The sequence below is a fragment of the Mesorhizobium sp. EU05-FHT14A09 genome, assembly GCF_058790995.1.
Genome location: NZ_JBYTDF010000003.1, coordinates 317,763 through 338,981 on the forward strand (window position 1 = coordinate 317,763; position 21,219 = coordinate 338,981).

Sequence of the window (21,219 nt, forward strand, 5' to 3'; positions counted from 1 at the left end):
CTATAAACGAACAAACAGGTTCGATTAACGGAACAATGCAATGAAACTCGTCAGTTATGAAGAAAATGGCCGTCCGCGCTTCGGCGCCATCGTCGGCAAGCATGTGCTGGATCTCGCAAGGGCCAGCGAGGCCTATGCCGGCCGGGATGCAACGATCGGCAGGCTGCCAGCGCGCATCGAGGAATTCTTCGAGGATTGCGAGCCGCTGTCGGCCGTCGCACGCAAGGTGGTCGCCCGCTTCGAAGCCGATGGCGCGAGCGATAGCTCCATCGCGAAGCCGCTTGCCGCCGTGAAGTTGCTGCCGCCGATCGGCCGTCCGCCCAAGATCGTGTGCGTGGCCCGCAACTACGCCGAACACGCCAAGGAAGCAGGGCTGGAGATTTCACCGATCCCGATCACCTTCGCGCGTTTCGCTCGCACCTTGGTGGCGGATGGCGACCCGGTCTTGGTGCCATCCGTCTCGCACCAGCTCGACTGGGAAGGCGAACTCGCCGTCATCATCGGCAAGGACACCAAGGGCAAGCGCATCACCAAGGCCGATGCCATGGACTATGTGTTCGGTTATTCGATCTTCAACGACGTGACGGTGCGCGACTATCAGTTCCGCATCACGCAGTACACCGCCGGCAAGAACTTCCGCGCCTCCGGCCCGTTCGGTCCGGTCATCGTCACCGCCGACGAGATCGCCGATCCGCACAATCTCGACATCAAGACGACGCTGAACGGCAAGGTCGAGCAAGCGGCCAACACCTCGACGATGATCTACGACATCCCCACCATCCTGGAGAACATCGCCGAATTCATCGACCTGGAGCCGGGCGACGTCATTCCCACCGGCACGCCCGCCGGCGTCGGCTTCAAGCGCAAGCCACCGGTGTTCCTGAAAGACGGCGATACCATAACCGTGGAAGTGTCCGGCATTGGCTCGCTTTCCAATCCCGTTCGCAATGAGGAGCAAGGCTGATGTCGCAGGACACTTTCGAGCGCGGGCTGGAGATCCGCAAGGCGGTGCTGGGTGCTGCCTATGTCGAGAAGTCGCTCGACGCTGCCGACGATTTCAACCGCGATTTCCAGAACCTGGTGACCGAATATTGCTGGGGCGCCGGCTGGGGGCGTACGGCGCTCAGCCGCCGCGACAAAAGCCTGCTCAACCTGGTCATGCTGGGTGTGCTCAATCGTGGCCAGGAGTTCAAGCTGCACCTGAAGGGTGCGCTCACCAATGGCTGCAGCAAGGATGAGATCAAGGACACGCTGATCCAGCTTGCGATCTATGCCGGCATCCCGGCAGGCGTCGAAGCGTTCCGCCTGGCGCGGGAGGTATTCGCCGAAATGGATGCCGAGCCGGCAAAATAGACACGGACCGCCGGCCGCAGTCACCCTCGCGAGGTATGTTTGCGGTGGCTTGCGAAGGGTAGAACGAACCGGGTTGGCACTTGATCGATTTCCCGGGAAATCGATCGCCTTGCCCGGTCATTCCAACACCGGAGAATCTGTATGTCCGTCATGGTTGTCATCCGTTTTCCTGTCCCCCATAGCGCCGTCGCGGAATGGGCGTCCAGGAACGGCGAATTGCTCACGCCGATCATCAAGCTGTTCGAGAAGCACGGCCGCATCAGCCACCGCGCCGTGACTAGTGGCTCGGAATTCCTCGATTTCGACGAATGGCCGAGCGCCGAAGCCTATGTCGCGTTCAAGGCCGAGGCCGGCCCCTATATCGAGAAGTTCGAAGCCGATCTCGGCCATCGTTCGACGGACACGGTCTACCAGACCATCGACTAGTTTCTACCCGGCCACATTTGAACTGAAAAGGGTCGCGCCAGCCGCGGCCCTTTTTCTTTTGCTGGGCCGCTGCCTGATGACGGAAATCGGGAGCGGGATCGGCAAAAAAAGGCCGCATGGATCGCCATGCGGCCTTTTTCGATTGTCGGCGGAAACCGTTAAGCCAGCTGCGGCAGGTTCTTCTCGCCGAGCAGCAGGCCACCGCCGCCTTCCAGCGCGCGGCGCTGGTGGCTGAGATGCACCAGCAGCGTATCCAGGTCGCGGCGGCGCCGCTCGAACGGGCTGCGCGCGTAGATCGTCGACGCGCCGAGAAGCTCGATCGCCATCGCACAGGCTTTCTTGATCTGCTGGCCGGCATTGACCGACGACAGATGCGCATCCGATTGTTCCTCGGGGCTGAGCATCGCGCCGGAGAACAGGCGATCGCTGAGGCGGGTGGCGACGGATATCGAATAGTCGCGGGCCGCGCGGTAGTTCATCTCCGCTTCCGCATACTGGATGCGGATGAAACGGTCGTTGGGCGAACGCTTGCGCAATTCCCTGTTGACGTCATCGAGAATGCGCCGGCCGAGCCCCAGGATGACGCCCTGCAAGGAAATGGCGATCAGGTTGGCGTAGCGGGCCAGCGGAGGCAGGTGCTCGGCCTCGCCGTCGAAATATTTGAACACGTATTTGTCCGGCACCACCACGTCCTCGATTTCGTAGTCGGTGCTGCCGGAACCGCGCAGGCCCAGCGTGTACCAGGTGTCGAGCAGCGTCACCTTCTCCTTGGGCAGGTAGGCGACGCGGAATTCCGGCTGGCCCTCGGCGTCGCGCTTCAATTCGCCGTTCTCATAGAGATGCACGCCGCACACAATGCGGTCGGCACTGTGGATGCCGCTGCCGAATGGCCAGCGACCTTTCTTGATGTGCCAGCCGCCTTCGACCCGGTCCGCGCGCTGCGGCGGGTAGTAGCCGCCGGCGGTGGCGAAATCCATCGATGTGTAGAGCTCGCGCCCGACCTCTTCCGGGAACTGGGCCGCGTAGAAGCCGGTGTCCGACAGGATCTGCACGTTCCAGGCTACCGAAGCATCATGGTAGGACAGCGCTTCGACAGCGCGGATCTGGTCTTCGAACCGCATTTCCGGGCCGCCCCAGGCGGCCGGCCAAGCAATGCGGAACGCGCCGGCGGCACGCAGGGCGTCCAGGACCCTGGGGGTCAGATGGCGCTGGCGGTCGATCTCGTCGGCCTCTTCCTCGATCAGGGGGCCGAGCGCCTTCAGCTTTTCGATGATTTCCTGCGACGACAGGAAGGCTTCGCCGCCGGCTTCGGGTTTTACGGTCTTGGGATGTGCTGTCACGGATGCACCTCGGGTTTTGTCGCCGCTCGCGCGGCCATGAAGAACGGGAACGTCGGTTTCAACGGGCGAATGCCTGCCAGTAGCGGGGCGCCCGCAGCTGATCGACGCTGAGGAAACCCGGCTCGGCATCCATCACGTCGCGCACGCGGTTGACCAGCGAGGCGCTGGTGATGACGTCGCCATGGAAGTTGTCGGTGCGCATGTTCATGCTCGGGCTGCCTTCGACGATCCATTCGTTGAAGGCGCCTTCGCCCTCCGGCAGGAAGCGCATGATGAACTGGCCCTCCGCCACCACGCCGCCTTCCAGCTGGAAGATGACGCGTTCCATCGTGCCGCAGGTGGTTCCCTTGCGGATGGTCCGGTCGAGCTTCGCCACCAGCATGTCGGCTTCGGCGAGCACCGGCTCGTTGGTCACCTTCGTCGACAGGATGGCGAGGTCGAGCGCCCGGCAGAGCGGGCGCAGCGCCACCTCGAAGATGCCGCGATGATGCGAGAGGGCGCCATGACCCTGTGCGTGGAATTCCTCGGCGGTCAGGCCCATATGGCCGCCATGCTGTCCGGCCGTCCCGAAGGCGGAAAGATCGCAGATGTTGCGCCCGACGATGCGGTCGAGACGCTGCACCGACGCCAGGAAGGACAGCGGCTGCGCGAACCAGAACGTGTCCTGCACGCCGACGCTGGCCAGCGTGCGGCCATGCGCGCGAAAGATGGCGTCGAGTTCGCGCGCCTTGGGCGTTTCGCCGTCGATGTAGAACGGCTCGAACGCATCCTCGGCGATGGTCAGCACGTCGAGCCCGGCTTTCGCCGCCTTTGCCGCCGGCTCGAACAGTTCGTCGAGGCGCGAGCAGTGGGTCAGCAGCGCGATGTCCGCGCCGAACTGCTCGAAGGGGACGTCCGGCGTGCAGATCCTCACGCCCTGAAGTTCGGGTGCCGAAAAATCCTTGCCCGCTGTGGTTCTCACATAGGCCGCTACGATCTCGACGTTCTTCTCGCGCAAGAATTTAGCGGTCATCCTGCCCATGGTGCCCAGCCCATAGACGATCGCCCTGATGGGTCTCATACAGTTCTCTCCCTTTGCCGCGCAGTGCCAGCGTGGCTCGGGTCGAGGATTGCCGTTGGGGTCACAGGGGTACATACCCCTCTAGGGTGAAACACTATGGTGCCGGGAATTCGGGGCGGCCACGCAGGATCGCGAAGGTTTCCCGAGCCTGTGGGATATGGAAAACCGACGGGGCCCCAAGGAAAAAAATACTTCGCTTCGTGGCGGCGCCATGGGACGATGGGCGCCGGCACATAGGTGGCTTCGAAAGGGCGTCATGACAGTATCCGTCGAGCCGGACATCTTCCGCGAAGCCATGCGGCGCACGGCATCCGGCGTTGCCGTCATCACCACGCAGGGCTCGGCAGGGCGGGCAGGCATCACGGTCTCGACGTTTCAGTCCTTTTCCATGGCGCCGCCCTCGGTGATGGTGTGCATCAACACCGGTAGCCGCAACCTGGCGACAATCGCGACGAATGCGGTGTTCGCGGCCAATGTGCTGGCCGCCGGCCAGAGCGAAATGGCGCGCATCTTTTCCGGGCCTTCGGCTGAGGAGCGCGAGACCTGCTTCGATGGCGTCGGCTGGCAAAGCCTAACCACCGGCTCGCCGGCATTGCGCGATGCGCTCTGCGTGTTCGACTGCCGCGTCGCCGACATCTTCACCTTTGCCTCGCACCGCATCGTCATCGGCGCCGTCGAGGCGATTGCGATCGGCGGCGCCGACCCGCTCATCTATTCCGGGCGAGCCTATCGGCGCCTCGAGGCGATGCAGGCCCGTGAACCGCTTCCGGCCAAGGGGGAGTTCGCGGTTCCAGTCTGAGCGGTCCGGGGCCGGCCGGCTGGAGTGATTTCAACGCTTCGACAGACAACAGGACACACCAATGAGTGGGACACGATAAGTGGCGGGGACTGGTTTCTTTTTCGACGAGCGTTGTCTGTGGCACTCTTCCGGCGGCCACGCCTTCCTGCTCAATGTCGGCGGCTGGGTGCAGCCATTGGATGGCAGCGGGCATCCGGAATCACCGGCGTCGAAACGGCGCATGAAAGCGTTGATGGACGTCTCCGGCCTGACCGCCAGGCTTGACGTCCGCTCGGCGCCGCTTGCCACGCTGGATGACGTGCTGCGTATCCACAGGCGTGAGTATATCGACAGCTTCAAGCGGCTCAGCGATGCTGGCGGCGGCCAGCTCGGGCTCGATGCTCCGTTCGGGCCCGGCAGCTACGAGATCGCCCTGCAGTCGACCGGACTGGTGATCGGTGCGGTCGACGCGGTTCTCACCGGCCAGCTCGACACCGCCTATGCACTATCGCGTCCGCCAGGCCATCATGCCTTGGCCGACAGCGGCATGGGCTTCTGTTTCATCGCCAACATCGCGGTGGCGATCGAGGCTGCCAAGGCGCGTCATGGCGTCGGCCGCGTCGCGGTCGTCGACTGGGACGTGCATCATGGCAACGGCACCCAGGCGGCCTTCTACAACCGCGACGATGTGCTGACCATTTCGATCCATCAGGAAAGCTGCTTCCCGCCGGGCCAGGGTGCGTTCTCCGAGCGGGGCGAAGGCAAGGGGCTCGGTGCCAACCTCAACATCCCGGTGATGCCGGGTGCCGGCAGCGAGGCCTATGCCGCGGTGTTCGACGAGCTCGTCGTGCCGGCACTGCGGCGTTTCAAGCCGGACCTCATCATCGTCGCGTCGGGTTTCGACGCCAATTCGGTCGACCCGTTGTCACGCACCATGCTGTCGTCGGAAGACTTCCGCCTGATGGCGCGCGTCATCAGGCAGGCGGCGGCCGAATTGTGCGGCGGCAGGCTGGTGCTGGCGCATGAGGGCGGCTACTCGGAGGCCTATGTCCCGTTCTGCGGACTGGCGGTGATGGAGGAGCTTTCCGGCCATCGCACCGAAGTCGAGGATCCGCTGCGCCTGCCCATCGCCAGCCAGCAGCCGGGAGCTGCCTTCAACGGATTGCAGCGCAAGCTGATCGCCGAGATGGCGGAAGCGTTGCGATAGGTTGTGCCGAGGCTTTTGCGAATGCCGGGCGGAGCCCAGCGTTCTGCGTTTCACCGGCGCGGCCGCAAATACTCCGCGACCAGGAACAGCGTCACCACGATCAGCAGCACGAACACCGAGGCCGCGGCGAGCGTCGGGTTGATCTGCAGCAGGATGTCGTCCCACATCTGCTTGGGCAGCGTTACCTTGAAGCCGGCGCCGACGAACATCACCACCGTCAGTTCCTCGAAGGACAGCAGGAAGGCGAAGATCATGCCGGCCAGCACGCTGCCTTTCATCAGCGGCAGGCTGACCCTGAGCACCGTGCGCCATTTGCCGGCGCCGAGCGTGGCAGCCGCGTCGTTGAGCCGCCAGTCATAACTCTTCATCGTGGCCAGCGAGATCACGAACACCGTTGGAATGGCCAGCACCGTATGGCCAAGCACGATGCCGATATCGGTCGCCACCAGCTTCAGCTGCGACAGCAGGTAGAACAGCGCCAGCGAGATGCCGATCGCCGGGATGATCATCGGCATCAGGAACAGCAGGAACGCGGCGGTGGCAATGCGGCCGCCGGTGCGTGCCACGCCGTAAGCGGCCGGGAAGGTGACCAGGAAGGTCAGCACGGCGCAGGCGGCGCCGATGCCGAAGGAACGCAACGTTGCTGCGATCCAGATCGGCGATTGCAGATAGGCCTCGAACCATTTCGTGCTGAACAGCGGCGGTGGGAAGGACAGGAAGCTCGACGTGGTGAACGCCATCGGCAACAGCGCCAGGATCGGCAGCAGCAGGATCGCGATGACGATGCCGGCATAAATCGAGATTGCCCAACCCGAACGGGCCCGGGCGGGAAGGCGCTCTGCCTGTCCGACCATGGCGGCGTGGATCGAAGCCACGGCCTTGAGCAGTGCAGTCCCGGTGTGGTGCGTGAGCGTATCGGTGCGGCGTGTGTCCGAAGCGGCGCCGGAAATGGCGGTGAGCCCGAACAGCCGATTGTAGACAAGGCAGACGGCCAGCGCCGAGACGATCAGCATCGTCGTCAATGCTGCTCCGAACGGCCAGTTATGCAGCGCCAGGATCTGCGAGATGATGACCTGGCCGATCATCGTTTCCTTCGGGCTGCCGAGCAGAGCCGGCGTGACGAAGAAGCCGAGCGAGGCGACCAGCACCAGCAGCCCGGCCGCGGCGACGCCCGGCATCGACAGGGGAAAGAACACCCGCCAGAAAACATGCGCGCTGGAGGCGCCGAGGGTTGCGGCGGCCTGCGGCAGCCGCATGTCGACCTTGAGCATGGTGGGCAGCATGGTGATGATGGCGAGCGGCAGCATGGTGTGGATCATGCCGAACAGCACCGTGGCGTGCCGGAACAGGAATTCGAAATTTTCCGAGGCTCCGAGCATACCCGCAAGCTTGATGGCAATGCCGCTGCGCCCGAGCAGCACCAGCCAGACGAAGTTCTTGACCAGCGAGCTCACCCAGAACGGGATCAGCACGAGCAGGATGAGGGCACCGCGTCGTCGTTCGGGCTGCCCGGTGAGCCAGTAGGCGATAGGATATCCGACCAGCAGCGAGAGCACGGTTGTCTCGGCGGCCAGGACAAAGGTGGTCGACAGCACCCGCAGATAGGTCGCCGAGGCAAAAATCTTAGCGTAGGCGGCAAATGACCAGGCGCCGCTCGCCGGGTCGCGAACGCTTACCGAAAGCAGCTGCAGCACCGGGAAGACCATCAGCACGCCGAGAAAGGCGACACCCGGCAGCAACAGCCACAGCGGGCTGAAGCCGCGGCGCATCAGCATGTCGCCGGTCGAATGCGCAAGGCGGGGGCTGTCGCCGCTGACGATGCTCATCCGTCCCTACTCCGTCAGAAGCTGCGCGCGCTCGGGGCGCCAGCTGAGACCGACCCGGTCGCCGAGCCGCGTCTCGTCCTCTTCGGCGGTCTGGCGCACGGTGAGCACCTTGCCCGTTTCCAGGCGCACCTGCAGTTTTGTCTCGAAGCCGGCATAAACGGCTTCGATCACTTCGCCGGCCAGCGTGGCGTCTTTCTCGGGTCCGACGACAATCCATTCCGGCCGTATGACGAGCGTGGCCGTGCTGCCGGACTTGAGCCGGGTGCCGGGCGGTGGCGCGAACGTGCCTTCCGGTGCCGAGAGCCGTCCGTCCTCGCCGATCCTGACCTCGATCAGATTGGAGATGCCGACGAAGTCGGCGACGAACAGCGAAGCCGGCTGTCCGTAGATGTCGCGCGGTTTGCCGATCTGCGCGATCGTGGCGTTGTTCATCAGGCAGATGCGGTCGGAAAGCGCCAGTGCCTCTTCCTGGTCGTGGGTGACGAAGACGATGGTGGCGCCGGTTTCGCGATGCAGCCGCTTGATCTCGATCTGCATCGTTTCCCTGAGCTTGCGGTCGAGTGCGCCGAGCGGCTCGTCCATCAGGATCAGTGCCGGTTCGTAGACAATGCAGCGGGCAAGCGCCACGCGTTGCTGCTGTCCGCCTGACAGTTCCGTCGGCAGGCGGTGCCCGAACGCGGCCAGTCCGACCATTTCCAATGCGGCGTCGACTCGGGTCCTGATTGTCGCGGGCGCCAGCCTGCGCATTTCCAGCGGGAAGGCGACGTTCTCATGGACACTCATATGCGGGAACAGCGCATAGCTCTGGAAGATGACGCCGATGTCGCGCTGATGCGCGGGCATGGCTGTGCAGTCGCGGCCGTCGATCAACAGCCGGCCGCTGCTCGGTTGGGTCAGGCCGCAGATGATCTGCAGCAACGTCGTCTTGCCCGAGCCGGAAGGGCCAAGCAGGGTCAGGAATTCGCCGTTCGCGACGGACAGGTCGATGCGCTCGAGCGCGGTCACCGCCCCGTAGCTTTTGCCGATGCCCTGTGCGGCGAGTTTCTCCTGGGTGATCTTTGCCTGCAGCATCTCGCTCCGGTCATATCTTGGCGCGGTCACCGCGCCTTGCTGCCGCTGTTGTGATGGAAGGAGAGTACGGCGGAGCGTGCTCCGCCGTCATCCCAAGCTCAAGCTGCCGCCGCCTGCTGCCGCCATGTCGCCGCGCGGTGCAAGGCTTCCGGCCGATGTATGATGTGCGTGGAGGCAACGCGCAGGTCCGCATAGAGGCGGTCGATGCCGGTCGAGCGGAAGATGTGGTCGGAGCCGAGCAATTCGAGCGCACTGTCCACCGCCTTGCGGCAAAGCTCGGCAGCGACGACACTCATCATCGAAACCTTGGCAAGCAACTCCGGCGGCACGGGTTCGTCGGCAAACAATCTCTCGTCGCATTCGCGCGCGGTTGTGTAGACATAGGCGCTCGCTGCCTGGAATTGCCCCCACGCATGCGGGATGCCTACGCGAAAGCGGTACTCGTTGACGAGCGGCGTGCGCTCCGGAGTCGTCTTCATCGCAAGCCGAGCCTCGGCCATTTCCAGTATGGTCTTCGTCACGCCGAGGATCACGCCGAGCTGGTTGACGAACATCAGGTTCACGTAGCGCGACAGTGGCGGGTTGGCGAGTGTCGGCTTCTCGATCGCGCTGGGCAGCACGAGATGTTCCGGGATGAAGACGTCATCGATCGAAATCTGCGTCGAGCCGGTGCCGCGCATGCCGACGGTGTCCCATGCATCGTGGATGACAAATGCCTCGAGCGGCGGGAAGGCGATGCACTGTTCGGGTTGGCCGTTGGCGTCGAGCACCGGGTTGTCGCCGATATATTTGTGGCATTGCACGGTGATGCGATCAGCATTGCGCACGCCGCTGGCAAAGCCCAGCCGACCGGACATCCGGTAGCCGCCTTCCACCTTCACGGCCTTTGCCGGTGGCCGCGATACCGCCGAGGTCGCCATGTCGAGCCGCGGCCAGATCTCGCGTGCCAGCTCCGGTTCCAGCATGCCTGCGAAATAACCGCTGTCGGCAAGAATCATCACGCTCCAGCCGGCCGAAGGATTGGCGGCCGAAAGGACTTCGATCAGCCTGGTCTGGTCGGCCAGGCGCATCTGCGGTCCGCCGAGGTAATCGGGAAAGCCGATGCGGAAGACGCCGGCGGCACGCAGATCTTCCATGAGGGGCTTGGGCAGGCAACCGAGCTCGTTGCATTCGTCGATCGCCGCGGTCAGTTTCGGTCCCAGCGCGGCGGCGGCGGCCAATATCTCTTCCACCGACATTTCCGGTCCTTCCAGCGGGGTCCTCGCTGCAACCGTGTGCGCAAAATTCATGATCCGATGCTCCTGGCGATCTCAGTCGTTGCATGGGAGGCGCCGGCGGCACTGGCCGACGGCGCCCATTGGATTATTGCAGGATCCAGGCGAGGTACCGCTCGGAGAGGCGCGCCTTGTTTTTTGCCCAGAAGATGTCGCCGCCGGTGGCCAACCCTTTGAGGTTCTCGGGCGATGTCGGCAGCAGCGCCGCGCGTTCGGCTGCGATGAAGTCGAAGGCCTTCTGGTTGGTCGGGCCGTTGAGCACGGTCGAGGCATAGATCGCCTGCTGCCTGGGCTCGAGCGTGAAGCGGATGAACTGGCGGGCGAGATCGGCCTTCGGCGTGCCTTTCGGAATCGTCCAGCCGTCCATCCCGTAAGTACCCTGGCCGTAGACCAGCTTCACCGGCGCGCCGGCAGCGATCGCTGCGTAGGCGCGGCCGCCCCAGGCGTCGGCCATATCGACCTCGCCATTCTGCAGGATCTGGGTGAGCTGGGCGCCCGTCGTCCACCACACATTGATGTGCGGCTTGATCTTCTCCAGCGACTTGAAGCCACGCTCGACCTTGCCGTCATCGAGCGGATAGACCTGATCCGGCGGTACGCCGTCGGCCATCAACGCTTCTTCAAGCACGCCGTCGATATCGCGGAACAGACCCCGCCGGCCGGGGAATTTCTCGACATTCCAGAAGTCCGCCCAGTTCTGCGGACCCTTGTCGCCGAACTTGTCGGTGCGGTACGCCATGATCCCCGCGAAAACGGAAACACCGATCCAGTGTTTCGAGACAGCCGTCGGGATGACGTCGGCCGTGTCCTTCTGCGTCAGCTGCAGGTCCTCGAAGTAGGCCGACGCTTCCGGGAAGGTCGCGACATTGGCGAGTGTCGCCATGCAGACATCCCAGACCGGGTTGTTGGTATCGACAAGCACTTTCAGCTGTGTGGTCGGATCCGGATCGTGCGCGACGTTGGTTACCTTCACGCCAGTCGCTTTCTCGAACGGGTCGTAATATGCGACGCGCATCGCTTCGGCGGTGGCGCCGCCGTCATCAGCGACGGTGATCTGGTCCGCTGCGAAGGCACTCGTCCGCCACAAGGCGGGCATCGCCAACCCGGCGGCGACGGTGCCCGCGCTTTTCAGCACGATGCGTCGATTGAATGTTGGTCTGCCTGGCATTTCTTTCCCTCCGCTTTGTTTTCCTGTCCGGCCAAAAATCCGTCAGGCTTCGTTTTTGCGAAACGCTCTCACATGGTCCCTTGAAGTCGAACTTTCCTGCTCTCCCATTGGTCAATCAGAAGACTGCTCAGCCGGCGAGGCTGAGCGGCACGGGTTGCGTATCAGCTGGCGGCGACGCCATGCCAGGGATGGTGTCATCGCGGATCAGGCGACGTGACTGTGTAACGAAGGCCGAAATCGTCTTCGGGCGACAGCCGCCCAGCCCGCTCGCCACGCCGATCAGCACCGGATCGTGACGGTTGGCCAGCGCCCTTGCGACAACCGTGCCGCCGCCGGCGGTTGCCGAAGCCAGCGGGTGGACATTGGACAGCGAGTAGCCAAAACCTGCGGCCACCATCGAGCGCACCAGGCTGTTGTCCGCGACCCGTTCGACAATGTGTGGCGTCAGTTTCGCCGTTCCGAAAAGGCCGAGGAAATAGTCGCGGTAGATCGGTTGGTCGAGCAGCACCAGTGGCAGTTCGGCAAGGTCCTCGAGGGTCACCGAACGCCGTGCGCAAAGCCGGTGACCGGCGGGCAGAATGACGTGCGCGGGCAGCCGCGCCAGCGGCTCGAAAACGAGATCTTTCGGCAAGCCGAAGTCAAGCAGAAGCGCCGCGTCGGTTTCACCGCTGCGAAGGCTCCCGATCAGAACGCTCTGGTCGGCGATCCTCGAAGACCATGACAGGTGCGGATGGGCGCTTTCGAAGCTCCGCCGGACAGCGGGCAGCACCATTGGTGCCAGCGTGGCGTGGCAGCCGACGGAGAAGGGACCTCGCAGCTCACGCGCGATCTCGCTTGCGGAGCGGTGCATGGCTGAGGCCTGCTGCAGCAACTGCCTGGCTTCACCGAGAAAGCGCCGCCCATCGCCGGTGAGCAGCAAGCCCTGGACATGCGAGCGGATGAACAGCCGGATGCCGAAGGATGTTTCAAGCTGCGAGACGGCGGTCGACAGCGACGGCGACGATATGTTGAGCTGCTCCGAGGCGCGCGCAATGCTGCCGGCTTCAGCGATCGTGACGAAGTAGTGGATCTGCCTCAACGTGAACCGCAGGGTCATGACTCTTCCCCGGCGGGCGAGGTGTCACCCGCATCTTGACCAGTGCCGCAGGACGGCTTGCATTTGGGCATTCTGGGGGTGAAGGTATCATTCGTCCAATGAATTGATTGAATTGCGATTATGCGTTTTCCGGATTTGCGCAATGTCGATTTGAACCTGCTTCTCGTGCTGCACAGCCTGCTCGAGACGCGCAGCACAGTGCTGACGGCACAGCGCCTGCACATGAGCCAGCCAGCTGTCAGCCGTGCGCTCGGGCGCCTCAGGCTGCTGTTCGACGACAAGCTCCTGCTCAAGGGCGCGAAGACGATGGTTGCAACGGACCGGGCGCTGATGCTGACCGGGCCGCTGGCCAAGGTGTTGCAGAATCTGGGTGATTTTCTTGAAGCGCCGAGCTTCTCACCCGCCGAGACCGAGCGTGTCTTTCGGCTGGCCACCACCGACTACGGGGCACTCGCCTTGCTGCCCAATCTGCTCAAGGCGGTTGCGGAGGCCGCACCGAAGGCGACCATCGAGGTCGACACGCTGAACAGGGATGTCTTCGGCGCGCTTGCTTCCGGCGAGCTCGACGTGATCCTGATCGGCGATCTGCCGATCCCACCCAACCTGCACGTCAGCCACCTGTTCATCGACGATTATCTGAGCGCGCTGCGCCCGAGCCATCCTGCTGCAAAGCACATCCGCAACGGTCGCATGGATCTCGAGGTCTTCCTGGCCCATTCCCATGTGCGTGTGAGCATCTTCGATGACCGCAGTGGAACGGACGAAGCGCTTTTATGTCTGGGATTGCGCCGCAAGATTTCGGCGCAGCTGCCCTATTTCGCCGTTGCGGCGATCGTCGCGGCTTCCACCAACGCCATCCTGACCATTCCCTCCCGCGCCATGCGGGCGCTGGCGACCGAGCACAATCTGCTGACGTTCCGGCCGCCCGTCGACATCGCCAAGGCCGACTACCGGATGATCTGGCATGAACGCACCCATACGGATGCCGGTGCGGTCTGGCTGCGTCAGAAACTGATGGAAGCCGCGGACGCGAACTGACGGTTTCGAAAGGCAATGAGTTTTCGAACTCGCCTGGCTTCGGTCAATCGCCGTTGGCGCCAAGGTCGTCGGAATACCCTGCGTCGAGCCGCGGCCATTGCGTGATCGGACGACCGTCCATCCGCATGCGCTGCTTGCCTTCTCCCCATCCTCGCGGCCAGCCGCCCGGCGAATCTTCCCACAACTCCTGCCGGCCATAGACCGTGAGGTCGAGCAGACCATAGTTGTTGTCCATCGCCTCGACGCCGCGCCTCGTCGTCCAATAGGTTTCGAAGACATCATTGCCCTGCCGCAGGTAGCAGATGAGATACATCATTCCGACAGGGCGTCCGGAAAGCAGGGTTTCGGCCGAATCCTGGATCGAGTACCACGGCATCTCCCATCCCATGAAGTCGCGATAGCGGGCGCTTTCCTCATAAGGGCCCTGGCAGAATGTCGCGTAGGTGACGTCGCGGGAATGGAGGTGGGACAGCTCGCGCACCTGGGTGGTGAACAGCGTGCAGCCCTCGCATTGCTCCGGCGCCGGACGCCCAGGATACCACATGAAATAGTAGGCGATCAGCTGGCGGCGTCCTTCGAAGGCATCCAGCAGGGTAACGGGACCTTTCTCGCCAATGAGCCGTGCCGCCTCATTGACCTTCACCATCGGCAGTCGCCTGCGCGCGGCCGCGATCGCGTCGCTCTCCCGGGTGTGCGCTTTCTCCCAGGCCCGGATGGTGCCCACCTGGCGCTGGTAGCCGCTCCGGGTGACCACGCGGGGCGTTGCGAGGTCTCGCTTGAGTTCCTTCATTGTCGTCTCCTGTTGTTTCGCCTGCATGGTGCCGGTCAGGTGTTGCGCAGACTGCGGAAGCAGTCGCGCAGTTCCTGTGCAAAGAGGACCGGTTGCTCGAAGGCAGCAAAATCCTGCAGGCCCGTTCACGCGTCCGCGGCTTGCGCGGAACGCAGCTCCGGCGGTGCGGATGGCGCCTTGTCCTTGGCTGTCCGCCTGGCACGCAGTCCCATCCAGGCGAACAGTGTCACCAGGACGAGCAGCGCTGCATTGGCACCCAGCGCCAGGTGGAGGCCGTCGAGCATATCTGCCTGGGTGGCGGCCACCGCGCCAAGGATCGGAATGCCGATCGTAATGCCGACCTGCTGGGTCATCGAAGCCAGCCCAGTCGCCAGTCCCTGTTCGGCATCCTGCACGCCCGAGGTGGCCGTGACGATGGCCGCAACGATCGCCGTCACATGGCCGAAGAATGCAAGGAACAGGGCAGGGACCAGGAGTGCGAGCCAGATTTGGGAAGGGCCTAGCAGGATCAGCGGAGCGGTGAAGACCGCTTGCGAAAGCAGGCCGACGGCAAGCACCTTGCGCACGCCGTGTCTGGCGATGAAACCGCCCGCGACGATACCGGCGACCACGGAGGCAAGGCCGGGCACGCCGAAGATCAGCCCGGTCATCATGGGTTCGAAATGGAGCACATCCTGCAGATAGAGGGTGAGCAGGAAGACAAGCGAGGATCCGGCCGAGAACACCACGAGCGTGGCAAGGTTGCCCCATTTCACGGTTGGTTTGGACAGGATGCTCAACGCGACAAGCGGCGCCTTGGCGCGCAGTTCGATCAGCCAGAACGCGGCGAGGAGCAAGATGCCGCCAAGCAGCGAATAGAGGTTGCGACCGGTGACACCGAAGGTGAAGGCGAGCAGGCCGAGGGTGACGGTGATCGCTCCCGGTACGTCCAGTCTCACGCCCGTCGGGGCTTTGCTTGGCTGCACCATGAATGGGGTGGCGACAAGGATCAGCAAAGCGACCGGCACGTTGATGAGAAAAGCCCAGTGCCAGCTCAGGATGCCGATAAGCGCGCCGCCGACGAGGGCGCCCACTGTGAACCCACCGGAAAGCAGAGCACCGTTGAAGCCGAGGACTCGGGCACGCTGTTGTTCATTGTCGAAGGAGGTGATCAGCAGCGCCAGTGCCGCCGGAGTGGCAATTGCGGTGGCGAAGCCCTGCAGGGTGCGGGCGATCAGCAGCGGTCCGGCACTGGTGGCGAAGCCGCCGATGATCGAAGACACCGCCAGCAGCGCGATGCCGATGAGAAAAAGCCTGCGCCGGCCAAAGAGATCGGCAATTCGTCCGAACAGAAGGGTAAATCCAGCGGCCGGCAGGGCATAGGCGGTTGCGATCCACGGCAGGTTCGCAAATTCGATGCCGACAGCGGCCCCCACCTGGGGCATCGCAACGTTGAGGATGGAGAAGTCGACCGAAAGCATGAAACTCGTGCCGAGCAGCAGCAGGACGGTCAGCCACTGTCGTGCGGTGAAATGGGTCGAAGCTGTCTCATTCGTGGTTCGGGTATCGGTCGCGACTGTCATTACCATCCGCCTTGCATCAGGCGTCCCTTGTTGCTTGGTGATCGAGCGGTGACAGGTAGAGTAGGGTCGGATATCGGACGGCGAGAGTTACAATTGTGACGGGATACGGGGGCAAAGCCGGGCCCCTGGCCGGCGCCCGAAAAAATGCACTCAGGTTTGATTGGTCGATGGGATGAGTGAATTCGACTTTGGAGCACGCAGCGCCAGAGAGTTCCGGCATCGCAATTTCTGGACACTGTTCGAAGAGCGGCACCCTGCCGAACGCGCGCGAAGGGTCAGGCATGGACCCTGGTTCTGGCAGCGCGGCCTGCCGGAGTTCAACCTTGTCATCACCATGTATGTGGCGCCTGAACAGAGCGTCGCCGGGGTGTTCTTCGGCCGCAACGCGCGGCTGGGCGCCGTCGATACGAAGGGCCGGCTGCAACCGTTCCGGGCTGCGATCGAAAGCCGGCTGAAACTGAAGCCGGAACAAAGCGAACAGGGCTTCGGCGTCAACACGATCTGGCGGGTCAACTGTTTCGCCGACGACAATTGGCCGGCCATGACCGACTGGCTGGTGACCGAGGCCGGCCGCTTCGAACGGGCGGTGGCGGAGGTGCTGGCGTCCGAGGCCTGATCGCTCTGCGCCTTTTCGGCTCTTGGCAGATTAAACCCCTTGGCCTGTGGCCGAAGCGGAATGTTTTTCTCCTCATCCTGCGAAGATGGAGGCGCCTTTCTGTGCAAGGAGACGGCGCGGTGTAGACTGGCACCGTAAAGAATGGTGGTGGCAGATGCCGGCTCAGACAGCGGAAATCATCGATTTGCAGGCACACCGCAGGGCACGGGAAAGCCGTGGGCCGCAAGCCGATCCGTCGTTGCCGATTATGGCGAGCTTTCCGGCCATGACCTGGGTCCCGGTCTGGTTCGTTCCCGTGCTTTTTGTCGGAACCACTTCCCTGGCAGGCTGACATGAGCGAGCTGGCGGTGGCTGACCCGAGTGGCGGCGCCATTCCTCCTGCCTTTGATCTGCCGTCGGTGCTCGGGCAGAATCTGAGGCGCTTGCGGACCCGTCAGGGATACTCGCTCGAACGGCTGGCCAAGCTCTCCGGCGTCAGCCGCGCCATGCTCAGCCAGATCGAAACGGGCAAGAGCGCGCCGACGATCAGCCTGTTGTGGAAAATCTCGACAGCGCTCGAAGTGCCGTTCGCGACTCTGCTGAGTGGGCAGAACACGCACGGCACCGTGGTGCTGAAGCGCGTCGACGCCAAGATACTGGCGTCGCGCGACGGCAAGTTCACCACACGCGCGCTGTTTCCTTTCGACGGCGAGCGCAAGGTCGAATTCTATGAGCTCAGGCTTGCCGGCCGGCATGTCGAACACGCCGACGCGCACGCGCCGGGAACGGTCGAGAATGTGGTGATCGCGCAGGGCGCGCTGGAAGTACGGTCGGGGCGGGAGGCGCCGAGGCAGCTTTTCGAAGGCGACGCCATCCTGTTCGAGGCCGACGTGCCGCACAGCTATCGCAACCTGACGGATGAGGAGAGTGTCGCCTATCTCGTCATGACCTATGTCGAGACCGTCGGCTGAAAAAGAAAAGGGCCGGCAAGCCGGCCCTCGATATGCTTGTCTGCGGGCCTTGATCAGGCCATCTGGCACATCATGCCCATGCCGCCGCACATCATCATCATTGGCATGCCGTTGCCCATCATGGTCATCATGCGCTTGCAGCATTCCATGAACATGTCCTTGGACATTTCATCCATCGGCATCATTTCACAGACCATGCCGTTGGCGGTCATCTTGCAGGTCATCTTGGCCATCATCATCGGCATCATCATGCCACCCATCGGCATCATGTTGCCCATCATTGGCATCATCATGCCGTTCATGGGCATACCGCCCATCATCGGGTTCATCATCGGCATCATGCCGTTCATCATCATCGGGTTCATCTGCATTGCGGGGTTCATGTCGAGCTCCATCATCCAGCGGGACATCTGCCAACGAGATGTCTATGCGGCTGCTCTATGCCGGGCTTTTCGCGGCTGCAACGAAGCGTTGCGCGGCGCTGTCGCTTTCCTCTGCTGGCGGCGACGGCTCGTTCAAGACATTGGAAAATCGTGACGGGGAGCGGACGATTCTTGCGCGCGATTTCGATCGTTGAGCATCCGATACTGCGTTCGTGCCTGCATCGGATACGGTTGTTCCAGGATTGCTGCTTTGTTTGGAACGGTCACCAAGAAGCGCCAGCAGCGGTGGTCACGCGATGGCTGCAAGGTAACGGTCCACCGAAAGACGCATCGCCTCGCTGGCGCCGCCGATCACATTGCTTCCCCACCAAGCACCATAGATGTCGTCGTAATCGAAGGGTTCGAGCGCCGATGCAATACGCCTGACGGTCCTTGCATTAAGCGGGATCTGATTGGGATAGCTGTACATGAAGGACAGATGCCGTCGCGTCGGCACCACCTGCAGGATATCGCCGGACAGGATGGCGTTGCTGCCTTTTCGCTTCCAGTGCAGCACCTGTCCGCCGGCGAAATGGCCGCCGCAGCGGATCAGGGTCAGAGATGGGTTGAGGGAAAGCGTTTCACCTTCCCAGAAAGCGACCGACGGGTGCGGCCGCATCACCCATTGGCGGTCGTCGGCGTGGATATGGATCGGTATGCCGCCGAAGGCTTCGCTCCACTCGACCATCACCGAATAATAGTGGCAGTGCGAGATGGCGATCGCCTGCAGGCCGCCCCGGCGTTGGATCTCGGCTATCGCCTCGTCGCTGACCAGGCTGATGCAATCCCACAGCACGTTGCCGTCCGGGGTTTCCGCCAGCAAGGCACGCTGGCCGATGGCAAAGCGGGGCTCGACACCGAAGGCAAGCACACCTGTGTCGTCTTTCGTCACCACTTTGTGGGTTCTGGCGACATCGTCAAAAGTCGTCCAGGCCTGGCCCTCCCAGCGCACATATTGGCGCTCATCCTCGCAGATCGGGCAATGCTCCGGCGGCAGTTCGCTTTCAGCGAATTGCACGCCGCATTGCAGGCACATGAAGCAGGTCATGCTTCTCCTCCGCTTCTACGCCCCTCGTCTCGGCGCAATTCCGTTTCCGGTCATTGCGCCGAAGCGACATAGGTCAATTGGAGGCGATGCGAAAGAGCCAGACGATGCCGCTGCTTCAGGCAGGCTGGAAGGTCAGCGCCACGCCGTTGATGCAATAGCGCAGGCCGGTCGGCGGCGGGCCATCTTCGAAGACATGGCCGAGATGGCTGCCGCAGGTGGCGCAATGCACTTCGGTGCGCACCATGCCGTAGCTGCGGTCGACGGTGGTCTCGACCGAGCCTTCGACCGGGTCGTTGAAGCTTGGCCAGCCGGTGCCGCTTTCGAATTTCAGCTTGGCTTCGAACAGCGGGCTGTCGCAGCCGACGCATTTGAAGGTGCCGGCGCGCTTTTCATAGAGAAGCGCGCAACTCCCCGGCCGCTCCGTACCGTGGTGCCGCATCACCTGATATTGCTCCGGCGTCAGCAGCGCGCGCCATTCGGCGTCGGTGCGGGTGACGGGATAGGTATGGGTGTCCATGAATGATCTCCTTGCCTTTGCGGCTTGTTGTTCGTTGCAGAGGATGTTCGCTCAAACATAGGCATTCGTTACACGCCTGCCCAGCCACTCTCGCCGGCGATTTTGGTCAGGTCGTGCCGTTCGCTTCTTCCTGCTCGTGCCTCAGCGTAGCGATGAAGCGCCGGGTGCGCTGATGCTGCGGATTGCCGAACACTGTTTCGACGGGTCCCTTCTCGACAACGATGCCGGCCTCCAGGAAAACCACTTCGCGCGCCACCTTGGAGGCAAGCCGCAGGTCATGTGTCGCCATGACCATGGTGGTGCCTTCGGAGGCGAGCTGGCCGAGCACGTCAACGACTTCCTGGGCAAGCTCCGGGTCGAGCGCCGAGGTCGGCTCATCGCACAACAGCACGCGGGGTGAAGGGGCCAGCGCCCGGGCGATGGCGACTCGCTGCTGCTGACCGCCGGACAGGGTCGCGGGCCAGGCATCCGCCTTGTGCGCCATGCCGACCTTCTCAAGCAGGGAAAGCGCGCGTTCGTGCGCTTTTTCCTTAGGCCACTTCAACACCGTCACCAGCCCTTCCATGACGTTCTCGATCGCGGTGCGATGTGGAAACAGCTGGAAGTTCTGGAACACCATGCCGGTCTGTCGCCGCAGCCTCAGCACATCGGCGGACGAGACCTTGCCGCCGGGGTGGAAGGTCAGAGCCTCCTCGCCGACCCTCACCGTGCCGTTGGTCGGGATTTCCAGGAGGTTAATACAGCGCAGCAATGTCGACTTGCCGCCGCCTGAAGGGCCGACAAGCGCGGTGACGCTGCCCTCCTGCATGGCGACGTTGATGTCCTTCAGGACGACATTGTCGCCGAAGCGCTTTTCCAGGTTGGAGAGTTCGATCACGAGCGTGCCTCCAGGAAACCGCCATAGCGGCTGAGCCGGGCTTCGAGCCGCACCTGCAAGGCCGACAGGACCGAGCTCATCGCGAGGTAGATCAGCGCCGCCTCGATATAGAGGATCAGCGGCTCATAGGTCACGGCGACGATACGCTGCGCCGACTGGAACAGTTCCGGCAAGGTGATCGCTGCTGCCAGCGACGTATCCTTGACCAGCGAGATGAAGGTGTTGGACAGCGGTGGCACCGCGACCCGGCCGGCTTGCGGCAGAATGGTGCGGCGCATCGTCTGGCTCCAGGTCATGCCGATGGAATAGGCCGCCTCCCATTGGCCTCTCGGCACGGAGCCGATGACCGCACGGATGATTTCCGACGAATAGGCGCCGATGTTGAGCGTGAAGCCGATCAGCGCCGCCGGGAAAGCGTCGAGCACGATGCCGACGCTGGGCAATCCGTAAAAGATGAGGAACAGCTGGACCAGAAGCGGCGTGCCGCGGATGATCCACACATAAAAGCGCACGATCGCAGCCAGCGGCCAAGGCCCGAACAGGCGCAGCAACGCGGCGCCGAGTCCCACCGCCAGCCCGAAGGCGAAGGAGAGAAGGGTAAGCGGTATGGTGAAAATCAATCCGGCCCACAGGAGAGGGCCGAGCGAATCCAGCATCAATTGCAGCCAAGGTGGCACGAACGCATCTCCCTCCGGGGCCTTTCTTCAAGGCCGTCTTAAAGGCCATCATAACCAGTCGCAGAAAACACAAAAGCGGCGCGCCGCCAACGGCACGCCGCTTCGTTTGGCTGAGCCGGGTAA

Annotated in this window: 23 protein-coding genes; 9 read left to right on the forward strand and 14 right to left on the reverse strand. The window is 63.2% G+C overall.

Going from position 1 to position 21,219, the window contains the following annotated elements; genetic code table 11:
- Positions 1-40: 40 nt before the first annotated feature.
- The 3 genes from AC3WTO_RS13110 to AC3WTO_RS13120 all read left to right on the forward strand — a co-directional run bounded on the left by AC3WTO_RS13110 (position 41) and on the right by AC3WTO_RS13120 (position 1,779).
- On the forward strand, positions 41-964 hold the full coding sequence (locus AC3WTO_RS13110) for a fumarylacetoacetate hydrolase family protein (protein WP_492461169.1): 924 nt from the start codon (positions 41-43) through the stop codon (positions 962-964).
- Complete coding sequence (locus AC3WTO_RS13115; RefSeq protein WP_492461170.1) at positions 964-1,353, forward strand: carboxymuconolactone decarboxylase family protein; 390 nt, start codon at positions 964-966, stop codon at positions 1,351-1,353. The genes AC3WTO_RS13110 and AC3WTO_RS13115 overlap by 1 nt, the downstream gene beginning before the upstream one ends.
- A 141-nt stretch (positions 1,354-1,494) precedes the next feature.
- Positions 1,495-1,779 (forward strand): hypothetical protein, encoded by a 285-nt coding sequence (locus AC3WTO_RS13120; protein ID WP_492461171.1) that lies wholly within the window; start codon positions 1,495-1,497, stop codon positions 1,777-1,779.
- 158 nt (positions 1,780-1,937) lie between these two features.
- On the opposite strand, the gene AC3WTO_RS13125 is transcribed toward AC3WTO_RS13120, so the two are convergent.
- Positions 1,938-3,119 (reverse strand): acyl-CoA dehydrogenase family protein, encoded by a 1,182-nt coding sequence (locus AC3WTO_RS13125; RefSeq protein ID WP_492461172.1) that lies wholly within the window; start codon positions 3,117-3,119, stop codon positions 1,938-1,940.
- 58 nt (positions 3,120-3,177) lie between these two features.
- Positions 3,178-4,179: a hypothetical protein gene (locus AC3WTO_RS13130; RefSeq protein ID WP_492461173.1), complete on the reverse strand. Its 1,002-nt coding sequence runs from the start codon at positions 4,177-4,179 to the stop codon at positions 3,178-3,180.
- Positions 4,180-4,435: 256 nt separating this feature from the next.
- On the opposite strand from AC3WTO_RS13130, the gene AC3WTO_RS13135 reads away from it, so the two are divergent.
- Positions 4,436-4,978: a flavin reductase family protein gene (locus AC3WTO_RS13135; RefSeq protein WP_492461174.1), complete on the forward strand. Its 543-nt coding sequence runs from the start codon at positions 4,436-4,438 to the stop codon at positions 4,976-4,978.
- Positions 4,979-5,057: 79 nt separating this feature from the next.
- Positions 5,058-6,164 carry a class II histone deacetylase gene (locus tag AC3WTO_RS13140; protein ID WP_492461175.1) on the forward strand — a complete coding sequence of 369 codons (1,107 nt, stop codon included), beginning with the start codon at positions 5,058-5,060 and terminating at the stop codon, positions 6,162-6,164.
- Positions 6,165-6,214: 50 nt separating this feature from the next.
- Here AC3WTO_RS13140 and AC3WTO_RS13145 read toward each other — a convergent pair whose 3' ends face one another.
- The 5 genes from AC3WTO_RS13145 to AC3WTO_RS13165 all read right to left on the reverse strand — a co-directional run bounded on the left by AC3WTO_RS13145 (position 6,215) and on the right by AC3WTO_RS13165 (position 12,599).
- Positions 6,215-7,990, reverse strand: a complete 1,776-nt coding sequence (locus tag AC3WTO_RS13145; RefSeq protein WP_492461176.1) for an ABC transporter permease subunit — start codon at positions 7,988-7,990, stop codon at positions 6,215-6,217.
- 6 nt (positions 7,991-7,996) lie between these two features.
- Positions 7,997-9,091, reverse strand: a complete 1,095-nt coding sequence (locus tag AC3WTO_RS13150) for an ABC transporter ATP-binding protein (RefSeq protein ID WP_492461177.1) — start codon at positions 9,089-9,091, stop codon at positions 7,997-7,999.
- A gap of 68 nt (positions 9,092-9,159) precedes the next feature.
- The gene (locus tag AC3WTO_RS13155; RefSeq protein ID WP_492461178.1) at positions 9,160-10,350 is read right to left on the reverse strand and encodes an acyl-CoA dehydrogenase family protein; all 1,191 of its coding nucleotides are present in this window, start codon (positions 10,348-10,350) and stop codon (positions 9,160-9,162) included.
- 73 nt (positions 10,351-10,423) lie between these two features.
- Entirely contained in the window at positions 10,424-11,503 is a 1,080-nt protein-coding gene (locus tag AC3WTO_RS13160; RefSeq protein ID WP_492461179.1) for an ABC transporter substrate-binding protein, read from the reverse strand.
- 127 nt (positions 11,504-11,630) lie between these two features.
- Positions 11,631-12,599: a LysR substrate-binding domain-containing protein gene (locus AC3WTO_RS13165; protein ID WP_492461180.1), complete on the reverse strand. Its 969-nt coding sequence runs from the start codon at positions 12,597-12,599 to the stop codon at positions 11,631-11,633.
- A 120-nt stretch (positions 12,600-12,719) separates the two neighbouring features.
- Here AC3WTO_RS13165 and AC3WTO_RS13170 point away from each other — a divergent pair, with 120 nt between their 5' ends.
- The gene (locus tag AC3WTO_RS13170; protein WP_492461181.1) at positions 12,720-13,637 is read left to right on the forward strand and encodes a LysR family transcriptional regulator; all 918 of its coding nucleotides are present in this window, start codon (positions 12,720-12,722) and stop codon (positions 13,635-13,637) included.
- Between the two features lie 43 nt (positions 13,638-13,680).
- Here AC3WTO_RS13170 and AC3WTO_RS13175 read toward each other — a convergent pair whose 3' ends face one another.
- Together AC3WTO_RS13175 and AC3WTO_RS13180 are read right to left on the reverse strand one after the other, a co-directional pair.
- Entirely contained in the window at positions 13,681-14,427 is a 747-nt protein-coding gene (locus tag AC3WTO_RS13175; RefSeq protein ID WP_492461182.1) for a DUF899 family protein, read from the reverse strand.
- A 125-nt stretch (positions 14,428-14,552) separates the two neighbouring features.
- Positions 14,553-15,989, reverse strand: coding sequence for an MFS transporter (locus tag AC3WTO_RS13180; RefSeq protein WP_492461183.1), 1,437 nt, complete (start codon positions 15,987-15,989; stop codon positions 14,553-14,555).
- Positions 15,990-16,161: 172 nt separating this feature from the next.
- Here AC3WTO_RS13180 and AC3WTO_RS13185 point away from each other — a divergent pair, with 172 nt between their 5' ends.
- Together AC3WTO_RS13185 and AC3WTO_RS13190 are read left to right on the forward strand one after the other, a co-directional pair.
- Complete coding sequence (locus tag AC3WTO_RS13185) at positions 16,162-16,605, forward strand: hypothetical protein (protein ID WP_492461184.1); 444 nt, start codon at positions 16,162-16,164, stop codon at positions 16,603-16,605.
- Between the two features lie 332 nt (positions 16,606-16,937).
- Positions 16,938-17,555: a helix-turn-helix domain-containing protein gene (locus tag AC3WTO_RS13190; RefSeq protein WP_492461185.1), complete on the forward strand. Its 618-nt coding sequence runs from the start codon at positions 16,938-16,940 to the stop codon at positions 17,553-17,555.
- Positions 17,556-17,608: 53 nt separating this feature from the next.
- On the opposite strand, the gene AC3WTO_RS13195 is transcribed toward AC3WTO_RS13190, so the two are convergent.
- The gene (locus AC3WTO_RS13195; RefSeq protein WP_492461186.1) at positions 17,609-17,938 is read right to left on the reverse strand and encodes a hypothetical protein; all 330 of its coding nucleotides are present in this window, start codon (positions 17,936-17,938) and stop codon (positions 17,609-17,611) included.
- Positions 17,939-17,982: 44 nt separating this feature from the next.
- On the opposite strand from AC3WTO_RS13195, the gene AC3WTO_RS13200 reads away from it, so the two are divergent.
- Entirely contained in the window at positions 17,983-18,132 is a 150-nt protein-coding gene (locus AC3WTO_RS13200) for a hypothetical protein (protein ID WP_492461187.1), read from the forward strand.
- Between the two features lie 95 nt (positions 18,133-18,227).
- Here the strand turns inward: AC3WTO_RS13200 and AC3WTO_RS13205 are convergent, their stop codons facing one another.
- From AC3WTO_RS13205 to AC3WTO_RS13220, 4 genes are all read right to left on the reverse strand, one after another.
- A complete protein-coding gene (locus AC3WTO_RS13205; RefSeq protein ID WP_492461188.1) occupies positions 18,228-19,025 on the reverse strand; it encodes an MBL fold metallo-hydrolase in 798 nt (265 codons plus the stop codon).
- A gap of 115 nt (positions 19,026-19,140) precedes the next feature.
- Positions 19,141-19,542, reverse strand: coding sequence for a peptide-methionine (R)-S-oxide reductase MsrB (gene msrB / locus AC3WTO_RS13210; protein WP_492461189.1), 402 nt, complete (start codon positions 19,540-19,542; stop codon positions 19,141-19,143).
- A gap of 106 nt (positions 19,543-19,648) precedes the next feature.
- Positions 19,649-20,419, reverse strand: a complete 771-nt coding sequence (locus tag AC3WTO_RS13215; RefSeq protein ID WP_492461190.1) for an amino acid ABC transporter ATP-binding protein — start codon at positions 20,417-20,419, stop codon at positions 19,649-19,651.
- A complete protein-coding gene (locus AC3WTO_RS13220) occupies positions 20,416-21,096 on the reverse strand; it encodes an ABC transporter permease subunit (RefSeq protein ID WP_492461191.1) in 681 nt (226 codons plus the stop codon). The genes AC3WTO_RS13215 and AC3WTO_RS13220 overlap by 4 nt, the downstream gene beginning before the upstream one ends.
- Positions 21,097-21,219 lie beyond the last annotated feature (123 nt).

Bases quoted from the DNA above. Each gene is read 5' to 3' on its own strand.
- AC3WTO_RS13110 (WP_492461169.1), top strand. From the start codon at position 41: ATGAAACTCGTCAGTTATGAAGAAAATGGCCGTCCGCGCTTCGGCGCC.
- AC3WTO_RS13115 (WP_492461170.1), top strand. From the start codon at position 964: ATGTCGCAGGACACTTTCGAGCGCGGGCTGGAGATCCGCAAGGCGGTG.
- AC3WTO_RS13120 (WP_492461171.1), top strand. From the start codon at position 1,495: ATGTCCGTCATGGTTGTCATCCGTTTTCCTGTCCCCCATAGCGCCGTC.
- AC3WTO_RS13130 (WP_492461173.1), bottom strand. From the start codon at position 4,179: ATGAGACCCATCAGGGCGATCGTCTATGGGCTGGGCACCATGGGCAGG.
- AC3WTO_RS13135 (WP_492461174.1), top strand. From the start codon at position 4,436: ATGACAGTATCCGTCGAGCCGGACATCTTCCGCGAAGCCATGCGGCGC.
- AC3WTO_RS13145 (WP_492461176.1), bottom strand. From the start codon at position 7,990: ATGAGCATCGTCAGCGGCGACAGCCCCCGCCTTGCGCATTCGACCGGC.
- AC3WTO_RS13155 (WP_492461178.1), bottom strand. From the start codon at position 10,350: ATGAATTTTGCGCACACGGTTGCAGCGAGGACCCCGCTGGAAGGACCG.
- AC3WTO_RS13160 (WP_492461179.1), bottom strand. From the start codon at position 11,503: ATGCCAGGCAGACCAACATTCAATCGACGCATCGTGCTGAAAAGCGCG.
- AC3WTO_RS13165 (WP_492461180.1), bottom strand. From the start codon at position 12,599: ATGACCCTGCGGTTCACGTTGAGGCAGATCCACTACTTCGTCACGATC.
- AC3WTO_RS13170 (WP_492461181.1), top strand. From the start codon at position 12,720: ATGCGTTTTCCGGATTTGCGCAATGTCGATTTGAACCTGCTTCTCGTG.
- AC3WTO_RS13175 (WP_492461182.1), bottom strand. From the start codon at position 14,427: ATGAAGGAACTCAAGCGAGACCTCGCAACGCCCCGCGTGGTCACCCGG.
- AC3WTO_RS13180 (WP_492461183.1), bottom strand. From the start codon at position 15,989: ATGACAGTCGCGACCGATACCCGAACCACGAATGAGACAGCTTCGACC.
- AC3WTO_RS13185 (WP_492461184.1), top strand. From the start codon at position 16,162: ATGAGTGAATTCGACTTTGGAGCACGCAGCGCCAGAGAGTTCCGGCAT.
- AC3WTO_RS13190 (WP_492461185.1), top strand. From the start codon at position 16,938: ATGAGCGAGCTGGCGGTGGCTGACCCGAGTGGCGGCGCCATTCCTCCT.
- AC3WTO_RS13195 (WP_492461186.1), bottom strand. From the start codon at position 17,938: ATGAACCCCGCAATGCAGATGAACCCGATGATGATGAACGGCATGATG.
- AC3WTO_RS13200 (WP_492461187.1), top strand. From the start codon at position 17,983: ATGCGGCTGCTCTATGCCGGGCTTTTCGCGGCTGCAACGAAGCGTTGC.
- AC3WTO_RS13205 (WP_492461188.1), bottom strand. From the start codon at position 19,025: ATGACCTGCTTCATGTGCCTGCAATGCGGCGTGCAATTCGCTGAAAGC.
- msrB (WP_492461189.1), bottom strand. From the start codon at position 19,542: ATGGACACCCATACCTATCCCGTCACCCGCACCGACGCCGAATGGCGC.